The 19539-nt window shown below is 62.7% G+C and carries 18 protein-coding genes; 10 read left to right on the forward strand and 8 right to left on the reverse strand.

The window, feature by feature from the left end; translation table 11 throughout:
- The first annotated feature begins 6 nt into the window (after positions 1-6).
- On the forward strand, positions 7-453 hold the full coding sequence (locus LAC81_RS27885; RefSeq protein WP_223727930.1) for a hypothetical protein: 447 nt from the start codon (positions 7-9) through the stop codon (positions 451-453).
- Positions 454-474: 21 nt separating this feature from the next.
- Here LAC81_RS27885 and LAC81_RS27890 read toward each other — a convergent pair whose 3' ends face one another.
- A complete protein-coding gene (locus LAC81_RS27890; RefSeq protein WP_223727931.1) occupies positions 475-1191 on the reverse strand; it encodes a DUF6065 family protein in 717 nt (238 codons plus the stop codon).
- A gap of 299 nt (positions 1192-1490) precedes the next feature.
- On the opposite strand from LAC81_RS27890, the gene LAC81_RS27895 reads away from it, so the two are divergent.
- A complete protein-coding gene (locus LAC81_RS27895) occupies positions 1491-2687 on the forward strand; it encodes an MFS transporter (protein WP_223727932.1) in 1197 nt (398 codons plus the stop codon).
- A gap of 202 nt (positions 2688-2889) precedes the next feature.
- On the forward strand, positions 2890-3858 hold the full coding sequence (locus tag LAC81_RS27900; protein ID WP_419195870.1) for a TerC family protein: 969 nt from the start codon (positions 2890-2892) through the stop codon (positions 3856-3858).
- 97 nt (positions 3859-3955) lie between these two features.
- Here the strand turns inward: LAC81_RS27900 and LAC81_RS27905 are convergent, their stop codons facing one another.
- The 4 genes from LAC81_RS27905 to LAC81_RS27920 form a co-directional block, all read right to left on the reverse strand.
- The gene (locus LAC81_RS27905) at positions 3956-4840 is read right to left on the reverse strand and encodes an aldose 1-epimerase (RefSeq protein ID WP_223727934.1); all 885 of its coding nucleotides are present in this window, start codon (positions 4838-4840) and stop codon (positions 3956-3958) included.
- 2 nt (positions 4841-4842) lie between these two features.
- Positions 4843-5793 carry an L-arabinose ABC transporter permease AraH gene (gene araH / locus LAC81_RS27910; RefSeq protein ID WP_223727935.1) on the reverse strand — a complete coding sequence of 317 codons (951 nt, stop codon included), beginning with the start codon at positions 5791-5793 and terminating at the stop codon, positions 4843-4845.
- Positions 5790-7304 (reverse strand): L-arabinose ABC transporter ATP-binding protein AraG, encoded by a 1515-nt coding sequence (araG, locus tag LAC81_RS27915; protein ID WP_223727936.1) that lies wholly within the window; start codon positions 7302-7304, stop codon positions 5790-5792. The genes araH and araG overlap by 4 nt, the downstream gene beginning before the upstream one ends.
- Before the next feature lie 64 nt (positions 7305-7368).
- Positions 7369-8352, reverse strand: coding sequence for an arabinose ABC transporter substrate-binding protein (locus tag LAC81_RS27920; protein WP_223727937.1), 984 nt, complete (start codon positions 8350-8352; stop codon positions 7369-7371).
- A gap of 188 nt (positions 8353-8540) precedes the next feature.
- Between LAC81_RS27920 and LAC81_RS27925 the strand changes: the two genes are divergently transcribed.
- From LAC81_RS27925 to LAC81_RS27955, 7 genes are all read left to right on the forward strand, one after another.
- Positions 8541-9302 (forward strand): FadR/GntR family transcriptional regulator, encoded by a 762-nt coding sequence (locus tag LAC81_RS27925; protein WP_419195869.1) that lies wholly within the window; start codon positions 8541-8543, stop codon positions 9300-9302.
- A gap of 54 nt (positions 9303-9356) precedes the next feature.
- Positions 9357-10505, forward strand: coding sequence for a galactonate dehydratase (gene dgoD / locus LAC81_RS27930; RefSeq protein WP_223727939.1), 1149 nt, complete (start codon positions 9357-9359; stop codon positions 10503-10505).
- An 11-nt stretch (positions 10506-10516) separates the two neighbouring features.
- Positions 10517-11293, forward strand: a complete 777-nt coding sequence (locus LAC81_RS27935) for an SDR family oxidoreductase (protein ID WP_223727940.1) — start codon at positions 10517-10519, stop codon at positions 11291-11293.
- A gap of 492 nt (positions 11294-11785) precedes the next feature.
- Complete coding sequence (gene araD / locus LAC81_RS27940) at positions 11786-13501, forward strand: L-arabinonate dehydratase (RefSeq protein WP_223727941.1); 1716 nt, start codon at positions 11786-11788, stop codon at positions 13499-13501.
- A gap of 10 nt (positions 13502-13511) precedes the next feature.
- Positions 13512-14042: a dihydrodipicolinate synthase family protein gene (locus LAC81_RS27945; protein WP_223727942.1), complete on the forward strand. Its 531-nt coding sequence runs from the start codon at positions 13512-13514 to the stop codon at positions 14040-14042.
- 35 nt (positions 14043-14077) lie between these two features.
- Entirely contained in the window at positions 14078-14413 is a 336-nt protein-coding gene (locus LAC81_RS27950; RefSeq protein ID WP_223727943.1) for a hypothetical protein, read from the forward strand.
- Positions 14414-14463: 50 nt separating this feature from the next.
- Entirely contained in the window at positions 14464-15162 is a 699-nt protein-coding gene (locus tag LAC81_RS27955) for a FadR/GntR family transcriptional regulator (protein WP_223727944.1), read from the forward strand.
- 47 nt (positions 15163-15209) lie between these two features.
- Here the strand turns inward: LAC81_RS27955 and LAC81_RS27960 are convergent, their stop codons facing one another.
- From LAC81_RS27960 to LAC81_RS27965, 3 genes are all read right to left on the reverse strand, one after another.
- Entirely contained in the window at positions 15210-17279 is a 2070-nt protein-coding gene (locus LAC81_RS27960; RefSeq protein WP_223727945.1) for an ATP-dependent helicase, read from the reverse strand.
- A gap of 309 nt (positions 17280-17588) precedes the next feature.
- Positions 17589-17711: a hypothetical protein gene (locus LAC81_RS38355; RefSeq protein ID WP_268906910.1), complete on the reverse strand. Its 123-nt coding sequence runs from the start codon at positions 17709-17711 to the stop codon at positions 17589-17591.
- 177 nt (positions 17712-17888) lie between these two features.
- Positions 17889-19328, reverse strand: coding sequence for an NAD-dependent succinate-semialdehyde dehydrogenase (locus tag LAC81_RS27965; RefSeq protein ID WP_223727946.1), 1440 nt, complete (start codon positions 19326-19328; stop codon positions 17889-17891).
- Between the last annotated feature and the right edge of the window lie 211 nt (positions 19329-19539).

Raw genomic sequence — 19539 nt, forward strand, 5'->3', positions numbered from 1 at the left:
GACGAATTGGAGGACGAGTTCGACGAAGAGTTGCTCGAGCTGTTCGAGCTGGAATTGTTCGACGAATTGGAGCTGCTATTCGAGCTTGAGTTCCGCGAAGAGTTCGACGAACTGTTGGAACTGCGATTGGAGCTCCAGCTTCCGCCATCGTCCCGGCTGGAGCGCGCATGGCTCTTGCCGTTGCCGGTCGCCTTTTGCAGAAAGCGTGTAACCGGGTCGTCGTCGGCGACGGCAGGTGCGGGTGCTGCCGCGCCAACCACCAGGAATGCACTCAGAATTGCGAGGACCTTTTTCATCACGTTTCTCCTTTGTGGGGACAGCCTCGTTGACTGCAAGGGGGGAACGTCGGTCGAACATGCTTATTCCCCAGGAAAACGAAATTTTTTCAATGATATAGGTGGTGGATGTTCGGCATGGAAGCCCCGCCGTCGCTGCGGGATGCGGCGGCGCTGAAACGTCTTCGGCAGGCTCGCTTTAGCGCTGGGCGCGGGCGAACTTTCTGTACCAGCCATCGGAAGCAAGCGTCTTGCGGAGGATCGTCTGGCGGGTCGTCCCTTCCGTTTCACTTTCGCCGCGAATGTCCGCGTCGAGATCGGATGTTTCTCGGCGGAACGGGATGATCTGGACAATCGGTGTGCCGCGCTCCAGCACATGCAATCCGTCCGCACCGGTGGCGAAGAACGGGAAGTGGATTTCCGATTGGTAGGTGTCCGTATCGACGACCCCAGCGACGATCTCGAACACGCCGTTCGGCCGGTTGAGCGGCGGCACGAAGAGGCAACTCCAGCCGCGCGGCGTACGGATGGTCCAGTAATTGTGGAACTTGCAGGGCGGCAACGGCGCGCGCGGATTGCCCGCGACCTGATGGCTCGCGTGGTTGCTCACCATCGTCCGGTCGAAATCCCATCCGCAATCGACCTGCCGGCCACTCTCTGAAATCTCCATGCGTACGGTTGCCGCAAGCCCGATGACCCAGCCGGTTGCCATGGCATCGAGGAAGGGCATGCAGCGCTTGACCGTGATGCCGCTGCTCGTCGGCGAGACATGGTTTTCATCGATGGCCGGCAGCTTTCGGAACCAATCGGGTAGTGCAGTCTTGGCGCGGACAGGCGCCGGGATCACACCTTCATCTTGCCTGCGGCAGAGAAAGGTAAGCCGGGGCTGCTGTTTCTTCAGAAGGGCGAGTGCCATCGCTTTTCTCCTCATTACAGATGCAGGAAGAACGGCAAAGAGAGGAACCTATTCCCGGCGTTTGCAGAAAAGGCGGCGGCGCCCGTCAGGAGGTGGGCGGATGGCAACCGACTTCTGGGGCCGAAGACCGCACTCAATCCCCGATCCCGATCCATCTTTTCGACCGCCGAGTGACGTGATACCAATCCGGTGAGGGATAACCGAAGCTCGCGCCCCGAAACCCCATAACGCAACTGGCCGCAAGACCGCGAAGGATGACCGTCCTTCCGCGCAACGCGGCAATGCATGGGGATGGTGGCATGAACCCGCGTCTATTTCTTCTGGCTCTGGCGACCTTCGCAACCGGGACCGCCGAAAACATCGTCATCGGCATCCTCCCCGATGTCTCCAAAGGACTTTCCGTCTCGGTCGGCCTTGCCGGTCAGTTGACGGCGGTCTTTTCAGTCGTGTTTGCGCTGAGCGCCCCGGCGGCGCAATTGCTGACGGTGCGTCTGGAGCGCAGGACGATCTTTTTGTCCGCGCTTGCGCTGTTCGTCGCAAGCAACATTGCGGCAGCGCTGAGCCTGAATTTCGAGGTGCTGTTTATCGCCCGCATTGCCATGGCGATGGCCAGCGCGACCGTCTGTCTGGTCGCGACCATGCTCGCGACGGAACTGGCGGTGCCTGACATGCGTGGCCGCGCCATCGGCGTCATCTTCATGGGTATCAGCGGCTCGATGGTGCTGGGCGTTCCGGTCGGCATGGTCGTTTCCGGTCTCTTTGGTTGGCGCAGCGTATTCGTGGCGCTCGCCCTGTTTGCCCTGCTGATCCTCATCGTCTGCTACATCAGCCTCAAGCCTTCAGGCAGGCGGCCGCAAGGTGCGTCTGGCTATTGGCAGCATCTCAGATCCCTGCCGCTTCTGGCCGGGCAGCTCGTTTCAATACTGATGATCGGCGGTCATTTTGTCCTCTTCGCTTATCTCGCTCCCTACATCACCGGCCGTGTCGGTCTCGGCCAGGCGGGACTCGTGCTGGCCTTCGTCGCCTTCGGCGTGGCGGGCGTCAGCGGCGGTTATCTCGGCGGCTGGCTCGCGGATGCCGCAACGCCACGCCGCGCAATCGTCATTACGCCTTTTGCCTATCTGCTGGCCCTGCTCGTCATCCCGCTCGCCTCACCGACCCCCTGGGCCTTCACTGCCGTCATGATGGTGTGGGGCTGCATCAGCTGGATGATCTCGCCGGTGGTGCAGAGTTTCCTGATGACGACCGGCCCCGATACCGCGGAGGCGGGGGTCGGCCTCAATCTGTCGGCCATGCATGTAGGCGTCGCGCTCGGCACGGCCGTCGGCGGGCTCACTCTGGAGTCCCTGTCGCCGCAGGCCCTGCCGTCGGTCGCAGCCATGGTGGCCGGCGTGGCGGTGGTGGTGAGCCTGCTGGCGGTGCGGCGAAGCGGGAGCGCGAGGCATGGCGGCCGCTACACCCCGTCTTGTTCCGAGCAAACAGGGCCAGGTTTGTGAGCCGGATCGGGGAGCCGACTGCGCTTCTCGAAATTCTTCAAAAAAATGTGGTCGCGCTCTTGAACCGTTAAACTCGCTAACCCATCTCTCGCCCAACCCGCTGGTCCGGGCCCCTCTGGCGAGAGCTTCGGCACTCTTGCGATGTCGGACCTTATTCCGACAACATGTGCCGATTGGGGACCCGTCTGTGGACTTTTCCTTCATGTCTGTAGTGTGGCTGGGAACGCCACTGTGGCTGTGGGCGAGCTTTTTCGCCCTCGTGATCGCTATTCTGTCGTTCGACCTTGGTATTCTCCATAAGGAGAACAAGGAGATCAACGTTGCCGAAAGCGTCAAGCTTTCCGCCTTCTATATCGCCCTTGGCCTGAGCTTCGGCGGCTTCGTGTGGTGGTATCTCGGTGCCGAGTCCGGCCTTGCCTATATGACCGGCTTCGTGGTCGAAAAGACCCTGGCGCTCGACAACGTCTTCGTCATCGCCCTGATCTTCTCCTTCTTCGCCGTCCCGCGCATATACCAGCACCGAGTGCTGTTCTGGGGTATCCTCGGCGTCATCGTGCTGCGCGCGATCATGATCGGCGTCGGCGCGACGCTGGTCGCAGAATTCTCCTGGGTTCTCTATATCTTCGCGGCGTTCCTCGTCTTCACCGGTATCAAGATGCTGGTCATGAAGGAGGCCGAGCCTGATGTTTCGGACAACGCGCTCGTCCGCTTCATGCGTAGCCGCTTCAACGTCACCGAAGAGCATCATGGCGAGCGCTTCTTCGTGAAGCTCGTAAACCCCAAGACCGGCAAGATGACCTGGTTTATCACGCCCCTCTTCATGGCGCTGGTCATGGTCGAGGTGGCGGACGTGATCTTCGCCGTCGACTCGGTTCCCGCGATCTTCGCGATCACCACGGATCCGTTCATCGTCTACACGTCGAACATCTTCGCTATCCTCGGCCTGCGCGCTCTCTACTTCGCGCTCGCTGCGATGATCCATCGCTTCCGCTACCTGAAGCCGGCACTGGCCGTGGTCCTGATCTTCATCGGCTCGAAGATCTTCGTCGCAGATCTCCTTGGGCTCGAGAAGTTCCCGGCCGCGCTGTCGCTCGGCGTCACCTTCGCGATCATTGCCATGGGCGTGGTCTGGAGCCTCGTGAAGACGCGCGAAGAGCAGCAGCCCGCGTAACGTTGCTTCGGCGGATACAAAGATAAAAAAGGCGGCGCTCCGTATGGGGCGCCGCCTTTTTCTTTGGGAATGGCGGAGAGAGCTGTATCAACGTCGTTCACGGCCCCGGTGCATGGATCCGCAGCGTGACGGTGCCTTCCAGAGTTTCGCCCTGAGCCAGCCTGACGAGACCGCCGCCCGCGGGCCGCCGGTGGGCGTTCGGCCGGTGGCTCATCGGCTCGAAGCAGAAGAATTCGGCTTCGGAGGAGGGAGAGTAGAGGACGAAGACACCGAAGCTCTCGTCCGCATCCAGCGAAAGCGCGAGGCCGGCTTCGGGCCACTCGATGCGCATCTTTCCATCCCAGCCGTCGAAGGCATTGTTCAGCCAGCCCGGCGGCAGAGGGGCGCCGGAGGTGAAGTCCCTACCGCGCGGTACCGATTGTTCCGCACCCGGCAGGTGGTTCTCCCGCTCGGTCCAGTAGCGGCTGGCATGGGCAAAAAGGCGTGTGTCCGGCGTGCGCGGGAAATAGGGGTGGAGGCCCAGGCCGTAGGGGAGCGCACCTGCTGAGTGGTTGGTGACGGTGAGCGAAAGCGTCAGGTTCGCGCCATCGATCGTGATCGTCTGCACCGCCTCGTAGGCGAAGGGCCCGGCGGCGTTTGCCGCCTGCCGGTAGTGCAGCGCAAGCGAATGACGGTCCTGGCGCAGGATCGACCAACGTCGAAGCCAGCCGTCACCATGCAGAACGAGCGGATCGGCCGTATTGGGCGCCAGCGTATAGTCTCGACCTTCGAAGTGGAAGCCATTGCCCTCGATGCGGTTGCCGAAGGGTACGAGCGGAAAGCAGGCTTCGGCGCCGAGCACCTGCGAGGCGAGGCCAGGTGTCGGCGTCGGCGCGAGCACCGGCACCCCGCGCCAGAGGACTGAGTGGATGGCGCCGCCAAGCGGGCTCACCTCGACGGTGAGCCCTTCTTCGTTTTCGAGGAGGACGATGTCGTCCGTCATGCCTAACTGCGACGACCGGCGGCGGCCGAGCGCAGATTGTCGAGCAGCACCGCGAGCAGAAGGATCAGGCCGCGCACGACGTATTGATAGAAGGCCTGGATATTGAGCAGGTTCATGACGTTTTCGGCGATGCCCATGATCAGCACACCGACGATCACGCCGGTCATTGCCGCACGACCGCCGGCAAGCGAGACGCCGCCGAGCACACAGGCCGAGATGACCGAGAGCTCGAGACCGGTCGCGGCATTCGGTTGTCCCGAAGTGATGCGCGAGGCGAGCAGCACGCCGGCAACGGCGCAGACGAGGCCCTGCAGCGCGAAGATCCAGATGCGCATGTTTGAGACGTTGACGCCGGCCAGCCGCGAAGCTTCCGGATTGCCGCCGATCGCGAGCGTATTCTTGCCGAAGACAGTGCGGTTCAGCACGAAGCCGAAGACGAGGAAGAAGAAGCCCATCACCCAGATCGGCGTCGGGATGCCCATGAACTTCGACAGCGCCAGCTGATAGAAGCTCGGATCGTTGATGCCGACGGCGCGGCCATCGGAGGCAATCAGTGCAAAGCCGCGCACGATCTGCATGGTGGCAAGCGTCGTGATCAGCGCATTGATGCGGAAATGGGCGATCACCACGCCGTTGACGAGGCCGACGAAGCCGCCGCACAGGAGTGCCGCAATCAGGCCGACGAGGATGGAGCCGGAGGCGTTCGATGCCATGACGGCGGCCATGCCTGAGAAGGCGACGGTGGAGCCGACCGAGAGGTCGAAGTCACGCGAGGCGAGGCAGAACATCATCGTGCAGGCGACGATGCCGATGGTCACGACCGACTGCAGCAGGCCGAGCATGTTGCGCTCGGTCAGGAAGTTTGGAACCGTCAGCGCCACGATGGCGAAGGCGACGGCGAAGATGACGACCAGACCCTGTTCGCCGAGAAGAAGTTTTTTTAGGGAAGTCATGACGGCTGAACCTGCTCGGTTGGAACATCGGGAAGGGCGGCGGCGAGGATGCGGCGTTCGTCGAAATCGGCGCGCGCGATATCCGCCGCGATGCGGCCCTGGCACATGACGAGGATGCGGTCGGTGATGCCCATCACCTCGGGCAACTCGCTGGAGATGACGACGATCGCCATGCCCTGACCGGCGAGTTCGTAGAGGATTTCATAGATTTCCGACTTGGCGCCGACATCGATGCCGCGCGTCGGCTCGTCGATGACAAGGACTTTCACGCCCTGTTCGGAAAGCCAGCGGCCGAGGATGACCTTTTGCTGGTTGCCACCGGAGAGATTGATGATGTCCTGCTTGCGCGAGGGCGTGCGCACCCGAAGCTTGGCGATGAAACGCTCGGCAAGCTCCGCTTCCTTCTTGAGATCGAGGATGCCGAAGGGCGAGAAGTGCCGGCGCGACGAAATCGCCATATTCTCCTCGATGCTGCGTCCCTGCACGATGCCGTCGAACTTGCGGTCCTCCGGGCACAGCACCATACCGGCGCGGATCGAGTGCGGCGGGCTGTCGGCCGGCACCTTCTGACCGTCGATGGTAACCGTTCCCTGGGAGCGGTTGTCCGCGCCGTAGACGAGCCGTGCCATCTCGCTGCGGCCGGCGCCGATCAGGCCGAAGAAGCCGAGAATCTCGCCGCGCCGGACCGAGAAGCTTAGGGGTGTTTTTAGCTTCGGCCCGGAGATCGCTTCGACGCGCAGGCGCTCAGGCCCAAGGTCGCGCGCTCGCCAACCCCAGATGTTGGAGATTTCGCGCCCGACCATTTCGGCGATGATCTGGTCGCGTGTCACCTTGGAAATGTCGGTATGGTGCGCGGCAAGCTTGCCGTCGCGCAACACCGTCAGGCTGTCGCAAAGACGGAAGATCTCATCGAGTCGGTGGGACACGTAGAGGATCACCGTACCATTCGACCGCAGGCGTTCGATGAGCGCAAAGAGGATTTCACTTTCGCGGGACGACAGTGACGAGGTCGGTTCGTCGAGTGCGATGACACGTGCATCGAGCATGACCGCCTTGGCGATCTCGACCATCTGGCGCTCGCCGATCGAGAGCGAGGCGATCTTGGCCGACGGATCGACGTCGATACCGATTTCGGAGAGTTTTTCACCGACGATGCCGATCAGCCTGCGGCGATCGATGACGCCGCCCTTGCCGGGGAAGTGACCGAGCCAGAGGTTTTCGGCCACCGTCAGTTCCGGAACGAGCTGCAGTTCCTGATGGATGACGATCACACCGGCGCGAAAGGCGTCGCGCACGGACCGATAGCTCTGCGCCGCGCCGTCGATCAGGATCTCTCCCTCGTCGGCGGCCTGGTCGCCGGACAGCAGGCGGATGAGCGTCGACTTGCCCGCGCCGTTCTCGCCCATGAGCCCATGGACGGCGCCCTTGCGCACGGAAAACGAGACATCCGATAGCGCCTGGACGCCGGGATAGCCTTTCGAGATGGAACGGAATTCAAGAAAGTCTTGCATGCGCGGCTCCGAAGCGGAACGCCCGGCGGACAAGCCGCCGGGCAGATGGTATCGCAAGGGGCGTTTACTCGATGCCGAGGTCCTTGCGCACGGCTTCATAAGTGTCGCGCAGCGCCAGTTGGCCGGCAGTCAGGGTCAGCTTTTCCGGCTCCTTGCCGTTGGCGATCCACTCATACATGTTGAGGGCGGTCTCGTAGCCGTGGCGCTTCGGCGAGATGATGACCGTGCCGAAGAAGCCGGTGGCTGCAGGCTTCTTGAACTCGTTGATCGCCGAATCCGCGCCGCCGATGCCGACGCCGATCATGCTGTCGGCGGGAATGCCGACCGTTTCGGTCGCGCGCACGGCGCCGAGCACCGCTTCGTCATTGAGGCCGATCGCGACCCACTTCTTGATGCCGGCATTCTTATTGAGCACGATCGTCGAGGCGTTGAGTGCTGCTTCCGTGTCGGTCTTGGCCTGCGGCGCATCGAAGATGTTGGCTTCCGGGAAGCCGTTGGCCTTCAGCACCGAAAGCGCGCCCTCGACGCGGTCGACTGCGGTCGGGAGCTGATCGTAGGAAACGCGGATCGCGCCGACGTCCTTCATGTCCCAGCCGCGCTTCTTTATTTCGTCGACAAGGGCCTGACCAACGGCTTCGCCAATTTTCGTTGCCGAAATGCCCATGTGGGGCACGTCTTCGATCGGGCTGCCGTCGGCGTTGACCAAACGGTCGTCGACCGTCATCAGCTTGAGGTCGTTGGCGGCGGCCTTGGCGACGATGCCGGGGCCGAGCTTGACGTCAGGCGTGCAGACGATGAAGCCCTGCGCACCCTGGGCGCCAAGATTGTCGATTGCGGACTGAACCTTTTCGCCGTCTTCGGCGCCGATCTTGACCAGCGTGAAGCCCTTTTCCTTGGCGGCGACGTCGGCGAATTTCCATTCGTCCTGGAACCACGGCTCTTCCGGCTGCTTGACGATGAAGCCGATCTTGACGTCGGCAGCAAACGCAGAAGTTGCCGCGAACACGGCGACGGTACCAGCCAGAATGGCTGCCTTGATAAAGCGCATGATGTCTCTCCCTGGTGAACTGCCTCCTGCAGTGAACATTTGTGTATGATGAATCATCATATTCGTCAATTGCCTTTGTATGATGAATAATATAGTGATGTATAACGATAATGTGCTTCGCTGCGTTGTCGCCTTCAAGCGTCTGCGCTATGGAGCGACAGGGAGAAGGAAGCGGGAGGAAAACGGCGGTGGAAGAGCAGGACTACAGCAACGGCGTGGAGGAGCGCGGCCAGCGTCGCCCTCGCGTTCAGAAGAATGTGACGCGCGCCATCGCCTCGGATATCTGCACCGACGTCTTTCCGGTCGGCTCCTTTCTGCCGCGCGAAAACGACCTGTGCGAGCGCTATGGCGTCAGCCGGACCGTCATCCGCGAAACACTGAAAGTCCTTGAATCGAAGGGCATGGTTCGCGGCCGCTCTCGGGTGGGCACGATCGTCTGCAACAAGGACGAGTGGAACATCCTCGATTCCCAGGTGCTCGAATGGATCGGCGAGCGCATCTTCGAGTTCGACCTCTTGAACTGCATTCTGGAGGCACGCCGGGCGATCGAGCCGGCGGCGGCTGAATTTGCGGCCGCGCGCGCCACCGTCCAGGAAATCGCCGACCTCGAGCGCGCCTGGCAGGCGATGCGTGACGGTGAACGCGATGTCGTCGGCTTCACCGATGCCGACGTCGCCTTTCATACGTGCCTGCTCAAGGCCAGCCACAACCAGGTGTTCCTGCAGCTCGTCGGCATCGTCCAGGCGGCGCTGAAGTTCTCGCTGCACGCCTCCAACGAGGTCGCCGAGCGCCGTGACGAAGCAATCGACATTCATGGCGAACTGGTCGAGGCCCTGCGCCTGCGCGACAAGGCTCGGGCGCGTGACTGTTCCACGCGCATGCTGGATCTTGCCGCGCGCGATCTCAAACTTGCCATCGAACGTCACCGGCCCGCCCCGTCGGCGCGCTGAAACCCTTTCCAGGGCGGCCTTCGCCGCCTTGTTTCACCCAGCGGATATCGCACCATGAAGATCACCAAGCTCACCACCTACATCGTTCCGCCGCGCTGGCTGTTTCTGAAAATCGAAACCGACGAGGGCATCGTCGGCTGGGGTGAGCCGGTTGTCGAAGGGCGTGCCCTGACGGTCGAGGCCGCGGTCAACGAGCTCTCGGACTATCTCATCGGCAAGGATCCGCTGCTGATCGAGGACCATTGGCAGGTCATGTATCGCGGCGGCTTCTACCGCGGCGGCGCGGTCCACATGTCGGCGATTGCCGGCATCGACCAGGCGCTTTGGGACATCAAGGGCAAGGCATACGGCCAGCCGGTGCATGCGCTGCTCGGCGGCCAGGTGCGTGACCGTATCAAGGTCTATTCCTGGATCGGCGGCGACCGCCCGTCCGACGTCGCCAACAATGCGCGCGACGTCGTCGCCCGCGGCTTCAAGGCGATCAAGCTCAATGGTTGCGAGGAAATGCAGATCGTCGACACCTGGGAAAAGGTGGAGAAGGCGGTCGAAACCATCGCGACGATCCGCGAGGCGATCGGCCCTCATATCGGCATCGGCGTTGATTTCCACGGCCGGGTTCACCGGCCGATGGCCAAGGTTCTGGCGAAGGAGCTGCAGCCCTTCAACCTGATGTTCATCGAAGAGCCGGTGCTTTCGGAAAACCGCGAGGCGCTGAAGGAAATCGCCAACCATTGCTCGACGCCGATCGCGCTCGGTGAGCGGCTCTATTCGCGCTGGGACTTCAAGTCGGTGCTGGCCGACGGTTATGTCGATATCCTGCAGCCCGACCTCTCGCATGCCGGTGGCATCACCGAGTGCCGCAAGATTGCTGCGATGGCGGAAGCCTACGACGTGGCGCTGGCACCGCATTGCCCGCTGGGGCCGATCGCGCTTGCCGCCTGCCTTCAGGTCGATGCCGTCAGCTACAATGCCTTCATCCAGGAACAGAGCCTCGGCATCCACTACAATACCGGTAACGATATTCTCGACTACGTCTCCAACAAGGAAGTCTTCCACTACGCGGATGGCTTTGTCTCGATCCCGCAAGGACCGGGTCTCGGCATCGAGGTGGATGAGCAATATGTGATCGAACGGGCGAAGGAAGGCCATCGCTGGCGCAACCCGGTCTGGCGCCACGCCGACGGCAGCGTCGCCGAGTGGTAAGGAGCGCGAATATGGCGGGTCGTCTTGACGGAAAACGCGTCGTTGTCACCGGCGCCGCACAGGGCATCGGCCTCGCGATCGCCGAAACCTTCCTTGGCGAGGGGGCGAGCCTCTTCCTCATCGATCGTGACGGCGACCTGTTGGCGAGCGAAGCCGAGCGCCTGCGTGCGTCGGGCGGAACGGTCGGCTATACCACGGCCGATATCACCGATGCCGATGCCATCGAACAGGCCATTTCTGCCGCTGCCCGCGAGATCGGCAAACCGAATGCGCTCGTCAACAATGCCGGCGTCAACGTCTTCTTCGAGCCGTTGAAACTCTCGGATACCGATTGGCAGCGCTGCTTCGACATCAATCTCAAGGGCGCGTGGAATTGCAGCAAGGCTGTGCTGCCGGGCATGATCGAGGCAGGAGGCGGCGTCATCCTCAATATCGCCTCGACCCATGCCTTCACCATCATCCCGCACACCTTCCCCTATCCCGTCGCCAAACATGCGCTTCTCGGCATGACCAAGGCGCTGGGGCTCGAATATGCCGGGCAGGGCGTGCGTGTGAATGCGCTGGCGCCGGGCTATGTCCGCACGCAGAAGGCGGTGGAATACTGGGATTCGTTTCCCGATCCGGTCGCCGCCGAGGCGGACACGATGAAGCTTCATCCCGGCGGCCGCATTGCCAGCCCAGAGGAAATAGCCAAGGCCGCGCTCTTCATGATCTCGGACGAATGCCCGTTCATGAATGCCACCTGCCTGACAGTCGATGGCGGGATGAGCGTGCTGCATCATCCCTGAGACTTCGGTCCGCAACAAGTCTATCCACAGAGGCGGGTGCCAGCGAGCGGCCGGCGCCGGTTGCTACGGCACGTTCCATCCTCCAGTCGCCGGCGTCCGCCGCTGGTTGGGGCCCGAACCCTTCGGGCATTGAGATTTTGCCGAATGTAGCTCGCGGAAGAAACCGTGCCGTGAGCGAGCCGACATCGGCCACGACCGCGACGTCTCGGTAGATCACCTGTCTTCACCGGTCTTTGCCATCATGAGATGAAGACAGTCAGACGAGCGGGCGACAGTCCTCTCCCGCAGACGTGGCCGTCTGCCGCGTCCTCTGCTGAGCGCTCACTTCTACCTGCCACGCTCAGCGTCAGTTCGCGATGGTTCGCACACGGACCCCAACGCCTGATTGCCGATCTCCGTAGCCGCAGAAATGCTTGACCAAAAAATAACTCCGATTATATGAGAAATACACAGTCAGGATCACGGGAGACCTGGCGGGGCATCGGAGGGCACATGACCAGAAAATTGCGATCGCAGCATTGGTTCGGCGGGCTGGACAAGGACGCGTTCATTCATCGCAGCTGGATGAAGAACAACGGATTGCCCGACGATGTCTTCGACGGGCGGCCGGTGATTGGGATCTGCAACACCTTCTCGGAGCTGACGCCCTGCAACGCGCATTTCCGCGGACTGGTCGAGCACATCAAGGCGGGCGTGCTCGAGGCAGGTGGGCTGCCGCTGGAGTTTCCGGTGTTTTCCTGCGGCGAGTCCAACCTGCGGCCGACCGCCATGTTGTTCCGTAACCTCGCCTCGATGGATGTCGAGGAGGCGATCCGCGGCAACCCGATCGACGGCGTCGTGCTGATGGCAGGCTGCGACAAGACCACGCCGTCACTGGTGATGGGGGCCGCGTCCTGTGATCTTCCTTCGATCGTCATTTCCGGCGGGCCGATGTTGAACGGCCGTTTCAAGGGCAGGACGATCGGTTCGGGGACGGACGTGTGGAAGTTTTCCGAAGACGTACGTGCAGGTGTCATGTCGCAACAGGATTTCATGGCCGCCGAAAGCGCCATGTCGCGCTCGCCGGGGCACTGCATGACGATGGGCACCGCCTCAACAATGGCGTCCATGGTTGAGGCGCTCGGGCTTGCGCTGCCCGGCAATGCGGCCTGTCCGGCGGTTGACGCCGGCCGCGCCCGGCTGGCGCGGCTGACCGGGCGGCGGATCGTCGAGATGGTGGCAGAGGATCTGCGCCTGTCGAAGATCCTGGCCCGTGAGGCCTTCGCCAACGCCATCCGCGTCAATGGCGCGATCGGCGGTTCCACCAATGCGGTGGTGCACCTCCTGGCGATTGCCGGCCGGATCGGTACGGCACTCTCGCTTGACGACTGGGATCGGCTCGGTCGCGACGTCCCGACCATCCTCAACCTCATGCCTTCGGGTCGCTATCTGATGGAAGATTTCCATTATGCCGGCGGGCTGCCTGCCGTCATGAAGGAGATCGCTGACCTCCTGGACCTCGGCGCGTTGACGGTGACGGGACAGAACGTCGGCGCCAACATAGAAGGCGTCGAGAACTACGACGCCGATGTCATCCTGCCGCTCGATCGGGCTCTCACCGCAAGCGGCGGGATTGCCGTATTGCGCGGCAACCTTGCGCCTGATGGCGCGATCATCAAGCCTTCCGCGGCGACACCGGCGCTGATGCAGCATCGTGGTCGCGCTGTCGTGTTCGAAACCATCGATCATTACAAGGCGCGTATCGATGACCCGGATCTCGATATTGATGAGACCTCTATCATGGTGCTGAAGAACTGCGGCCCGAAGGGATATCCAGGCATGGCGGAGGTCGGCAACATGGCTCTCCCTCAGAAGCTGCTGAGAAACGGTGTGCGTGACATGGTCAGGATTTCGGATGCCCGTATGTCGGGCACCGCCTTTGGCACTGTCGTTCTCCATACGGCGCCGGAAGCCGCTGTCGGCGGCCCGCTGGCGCTGGTGCGAGACGGCGACTGGATCGAACTCGACGTTGTCGGCCGCCGCCTCCATCTCGACGTGAGCGAAGAGGAACTGGCGCGCCGAAAAGCCGCCTGGACCGCACCGATCCCGGAAATGACAGGTGGCTACCAGGGCCTCTATGTCGAGCGCGTGATGCAGGCCGACACCGGAGCGGATCTCGATTTCCTTGTCGGCGGCCGCGGCCATGCGGTTCCGCGCGAAAGCCACTGAGGAGGCAACGGTGGACGACTTCCGCATCGAAAACCTTCACGGCATCCACGCTATCCTTTACGCGTTGTTCGACGCAGACGAAAAGCTCGACCGTGCCGCCATGCGACGCCAGACGGAAATCTGCCTGGAAAGCGGCGTGCACGGCATGGCCGGGCTTGGCTTGGCAACCGAGGCCTCAAAGCTCGACGAGGCCGAACGCATGGCGATCATGGAGTGGCTGGTCGAGGACACGGGCGGCCGTGTACCGGTCGCGCTGACGATCTTTGGCTCGTCGGTCGAGGAGCAGGTGCGCCAGGCGCGGCATGCGGCACGGGCCGGCGCCGACTGGCTGATCCTCCAGCCGCCGATGGTCGGCCAGTTCTCGGCCGCCGAATACATGCGCTTCTTCGGCCGCGTCGCCGATCAGACCGATCTGCCGCTTGCCATCCAGAATGCCCCGGCCTTGATGGGCCGCGGGCTGACGGCCGCCGATATCCGCGAGCTTGTACGCCAGCATTCAAATATCCGGCTGGTGAAGGGCGAGGGCCCGTCGTCGACATAGCGCATCTCATCGAGGTTACCGAGGGCCGGCTGCCGGTGTTCAACGGCCGTGCGGGCCTTGAGCTGCTCGAGAACCTGCGCATCGGTTGCCATGGTCTGATCCTCGCGCCTGACTCGATCGACTACGCCGTGCGCGCCTATGAGTTCTTTTCAGACGGTTGGGACGAGCACGCGGAAGAGGCTTATCGGCAGATGCTGCCCGGTGTGGTCTTTACCATGCAGGGCATCGAAACCCTGCTTTGTTACGGCAAGCGCCTTTTCGGCGAGCGGGCGGGCATAGCCATCCACGACCGTGCGCCGGCCATGCGACCGACCGCAATTGGCATCGAGATGACGCGCCGCTACGCCGCTGCGATGGGTGGCTTTTCCTGACTGGGGCGACCGGCTATGAACGGGGCGGAGATGCAACGGAGAGTGCGGGCATGAAGGCAATCGCTCGGGAGGATCGCGGCCTGCCGGCCCGTATTGCGGGCGATATCGGCCGCCGCATCACGCTCGGCGAGCTGAAGGTCGGCGATACCCTGCCGAAGGAAGCCGACATGCTGGCGACGCTCGGCGTCAGCCGCACGACGCTGCGCGAAGCGCTGAAGATCCTTTCGACCAAGGGCTTCATCGAAGCGAAGCCCCGCCTCGGAACCCGGGTGCGCGCCGCGGAGCACTGGAACACGCTGGATCCCGTCGTGCTTTCCTGGCAGGGCGACGCCGAGGACCAGGAGGCGCTCGCTGAAGAGTTGTTCGAAATCCGCCTTTCGATCGAGCCGCTTGCCGCAAGGCTTGCGGCAAAGCGCGGCTCCGCTGCCGAACTTGCCGACATACGCGCCGCATTCCTGCGCATGGCAGAGGGGGGCGTGCGTCTTGAGGACGCGATCGAGGCCGATATCGCCTTCCACCTGCAGATCTTCCAGGCGGCGCACAACCGCTTTCTATTGCCCGTCGCATCCGTCATTCGGGCAGCGTTGTCGATCAGCATCCCGAAGACCATGGCAGCTTCGGGCGGGTTCGGCCAGTCTCTGGCGCAGCATGAGGCGATCTTGTCAGCGATCGAAGCACGCGACGGCGAGGCGGCAGCGTCCGCGGCCGAGACGCTGATTGCGGCGACGTACAAGCGCAATTTCGGCTAAGCTCCCGGTGGTTCAGGGCTGGAGCACCGCTCCCGCCAACCCCACCCTCATTTCCACATGGAACGCATCCGGGCGCCGACGTCGATGCGGATCTGTTTGGCGCTGCGCTCGCCGGCGGCTGCCGAGACCTTCGGCCAACTCGTCGTCTCGAAAAACTGCAGCAGCGTCGCCGGAATGAAGCGGGTCCGCGAGGCGTAGACGTGCCGGTCGCCCTGGCTGTTCTGACCGTAGGTGAAGAACCTCTGCGGCAGCACCAGCTGGAGATGATCGCGCGCCCGCGTCATGCCGACATAGAGCAGACGCCGCTCCTCTTCGAGTTCGGCAGTCGTGCCGACGCCGAGGTCGGAAGGGATGCAGCCGTCGACGACATTGAGCATGAAGACCGAGCGCCATTCCTGCCCTTTGGCCGAATGGATGGTCGAAAGGATTAGATAGTCCTCGTCGAGCAGGGGCACGCCCGCCTGGTCGCTGGTGGCATCCGGCGGATCGAGCGTCAGCTCGGTGAGGAACCGCTCGCGGTTCTGGTAGCCGCCGGCAATCTGCTCGAGCTGCACGAGATCGGCCTTGCGCGTTTCGGCGTCTTCGTGGACGCGGTCGAGGTGGGGTTCGTACCAGGCGCGGGCCGTCGCGATTTCTCCCGGCCAACCGGTTTCTGCCTTCCGCAGAGCGGAAACAAGCTCGACGAAACTCGTCCAATCCGCGCCGCTCTTCGGCGGGGCCGGGATTTCCGCGAGTGCCGCCAGCGGCTCCGGATCGGCGGCGATCGCGTCGAGGATCTTGCCGGCCGTCTGCGGGCCTATCCCCGGCAGCATCTGGAGCAGGCGGAAGCCGGCGACGCGGTCACGCGGGTTCTGCGCAAAGCGCAAGGTTGCCAGCAGATCCTTGACGTGGGCGCTATCGAGGAACTTGAGGCCACCGAACTTCACGAAGGGAATGTTGCGGCGGGTGAGCTCGACTTCGAGCGTGCCGCTGTGGTTGGCGGAGCGAAACAGCACCGCCTGCTGCTTCAGGGTCATGCCGACTTCGCGGTTGGCAAGAACCTGCTCGACGATATAGGCCGCCTGGTCCGTCTCGTCCTTGACGGTGACAAGCTGTGGGCGCTGTTCCGACTGCCTGTCCGTCCAGAGGTTCTTGGTGAACCGCTCCCGTGCCAGCCCGATCACGCCGTTGGCGGCAGCGAGGATCGGCTGGGTCGAGCGATAGTTTTGATCGAGCGTGATGACGTCGGCAGGCTCAGGCGAAAACGCGTTTGGAAAATCGAGGATGTTGCGAACCGTGGCTGCCCGGAAGGAATAGATCGACTGGGCGTCGTCTCCAACCACCGTGAGGCCATGGCCTTCGGGCTTGAGCGACAGCAGGATCGAAGACTGAAGGCGGTTCGTATCCTGATATTCGTCGACCAGGATGTGATCGAAACGGCCGCTGATATCCTGTGCCAGTTCTGCGTCGGACACCATCTGGGCCCAGTAGAGAAGGAGATCGTCGTAATCGAGCACGTTCTGCGTCTGCTTGGCCTCCACGTAGCCGGCAAACAGTTCCTTCAGTTGCTGTTCCCAGCTCACGGCCCAGGGATACGCGGTTTTCAGGACATCGATGATCGAGCTCTCCGAATTCACGACGCGCGAGTAGATCGCAAGGCATGTGCCTTTGGTCGGAAAGCGGCTTTCCATCTTGGAGAAGCCGAGTTCGTGGCGGACGAGGTTCATGAGGTCGGCGCTGTCTTCGCGATCGTGGATGGTAAAATCCGCGCCGAGGCCAATCTGTTCGGCATAGATCCTCAGGATCCGCGAGCCGATTCCGTGGAACGTGCCGGCCCAGGAAAGCGCGTCGGTCATGACGGCGGCGTTGTCGCCGAGCACCTGGCGACAGATACGCCCGACCCGGCGCGTCATCTCCGCGGCGGCGCGGCGCGAAAAGGTCATCAGTAGGATGCGGCGCGGGTCCGCGCCGTTGACGATCAGGTGCGCGACCCGATGCGCAAGCGTGTTCGTCTTGCCAGACCCGGCACCGGCAATGATCAGCAGAGGGCCACCGGCCTCGCCATGCGGCAATCCCACACCATGCACCACCGCCTCGCGCTGGCGGTCATTCAGTTTTTCGAGATAGGCGGCGCTCATTCGTGTCCAGGCGTTCTCAGCAAGATTTCCGAATTGTTCCCGTTCATGTCTTTGAAAGACTTCACGGATTCCGGTTCACGGAGATCTGACCCATCGTTTTCGGCAGATGACTCGGAACAAAAATGGAACGTATCAGCTTCGATCGCCGCTGGAAACCCGGCACACCGGGCTATCACCAGGTCGCTGACCGACGTGCAACGCAAGAATGCAGTCTCAGGAACGGGCTTCGGACCTTCGCCGATCGCCGCTTCATACCGATGTGCCGACAGCCCCCGGGAGATTACGCGGAAGAGATCGAAAGGGGCGCGCTCAGATCGCCCGGGTCACGACCTGCGCCGCGACCGATACCAGCAGGGCGGCCAGGGCAACGGCCGTGCCAAATCGCGCGATTTTCATGCGGCGGCCGCGCGCGCCATCCCAATCATAGCCCATCATTGCTCTCCCTCGGCATCATGCCTGGCGGGGATGGTGGCCATATTTGGTAACGAGTACGTAAATTTGTGGTTGCTACTTATGCGGGTCTGGCGTGGATCGCTGCAAGCGAGGCGCTTGGCAAGCGTGCCTCCCGCCCGCGCAATCAGGCGCGAACGGGAAGCATCGAAGCAAAGGTTACAGGCTCTTGCGCGTGACGAAGCGGGTTTCCAGGTAGGCTTCGATCGCCTCGGAGCCGCCTTCGGTGCCGTAGCCGGAATCCTTGATGCCGCCGAAGGGGACTTCTGGCAGCGCCAGGCCAAGATGGTTGATCGAGACCATTCCGCTCTCGACCTCGGTGGCAAGGCGATGGGCGCTTCTTTCCGACTCGGTGAAGGCATAGGCCGCAAGCCCGAACGGAAGGCGGTTGGCCTCGTTGATCGCGTCATCCAATTGGCCGAAGCGGTTGATGATGGAAACGGGGCCGAAGGGTTCGTCATTCATGATGCGGGCGCTGAGCGGTACATCGGCAAGAACCGTCGGCTCGAAGAAGTAGCCACGATTGCCGATGCGATGGCCACCGGTTGCCAGTCGCGCGCCATGCTCGACGGCATCGGCGACCAGGCTTTCGATCGCCGGGATGCGTCGCTCATTGGCAAGCGGTCCCATGTCGACGCCGGCTTCCAGGCCATTGCCGACCTTGATCTTTTTCGATGCGGCAACGAAGCCTTCGAGGAACTGGTCCGCCACTCGTTCCTGCACCAGGAAGCGGGTCGGCGACACGCACACCTGCCCGGCATTGCGATACTTGCTGCCGGACATGATCGCGACGGCCTGCTCGATGTCGGCGTCTTCGGTGACGATGACCGGGGCATGGCCGCCGAGTTCCATCGTCGCGCGCTTCATGTGCTGGCCGGCGAGCGATGCCAGTATCTTGCCGACAGGTGTCGAGCCGGTGAAGGACATCTTGCGGATCACCGGATGGGAGATCAGATACTCCGAGATGACTGCCGGCACGCCGTAGACCAGGTTGACGACGCCAGCGGGAATGCCCGCATCGACGAAGCAGCGGATCAGTTCGGCCGGCGAGGCCGGCGTTTCCTCGGGCGCCTTGACGATGATCGAGCAGCCGGTCGTCAGCGCGGCGGAGAGCTTGCGCACCACCTGATTGATCGGGAAGTTCCAGGGTGTGAAGGCGGCGACCGGACCGACCGGCAGCTTGACCGTCATCTGGGTGACATCAGGCGCGCGCGGCGGAATGATCTGGCCATAGGCGCGCTTTCCTTCCTCGGCGAACCATTCGATGATCTCGGCGGCGCTTAATATTTCGCCCTTGGACTGGGCAAGCGGCTTGCCCTGTTCCCGCGTCATCAGCCAGGCGATGTCGCCGGCGCGCTCGCGCAGCAGACCGGCTGCCGTCCGCATGACTTTTGCCCGGTCGAATGCCGAGGTCGACCGCCAGACCTGGAAGCCTTTCTGGGCAGCACTCAGCGCTTCATCCAGATCCGGGATTTCCGCCCACGCCACATGGCCGATGGCCTCCTCGGTGGCTGGGTCGATGACGGGAATGGTCTTGCCCGCGCGTGCCGGCCGCCAGGTGCCGTCGATGTGAAGGAGGATATCCGGATACTGGGTCATGGGGGAACCTTTGGAGATTGACGTCTATCGCTTCGAATGAGGACGCGCCGCTGTGGAAAGTCGAAAGGCGCGCGATGCGGATCAGTTGGGCGCTTCCGCCGACAATATCAAGACGCGATTTGTCAGGCGCACACCCATCGGATCCGCCGCCCGATGCTGTCACGCGTTCGATCTGATCGAAGATCATCTCCGGCGGACGTTGGAAATGGAG

Source organism: Ensifer adhaerens (assembly GCF_020035535.1).
In the GTDB taxonomy this organism is placed as follows: domain Bacteria; phylum Pseudomonadota; class Alphaproteobacteria; order Rhizobiales; family Rhizobiaceae; genus Ensifer.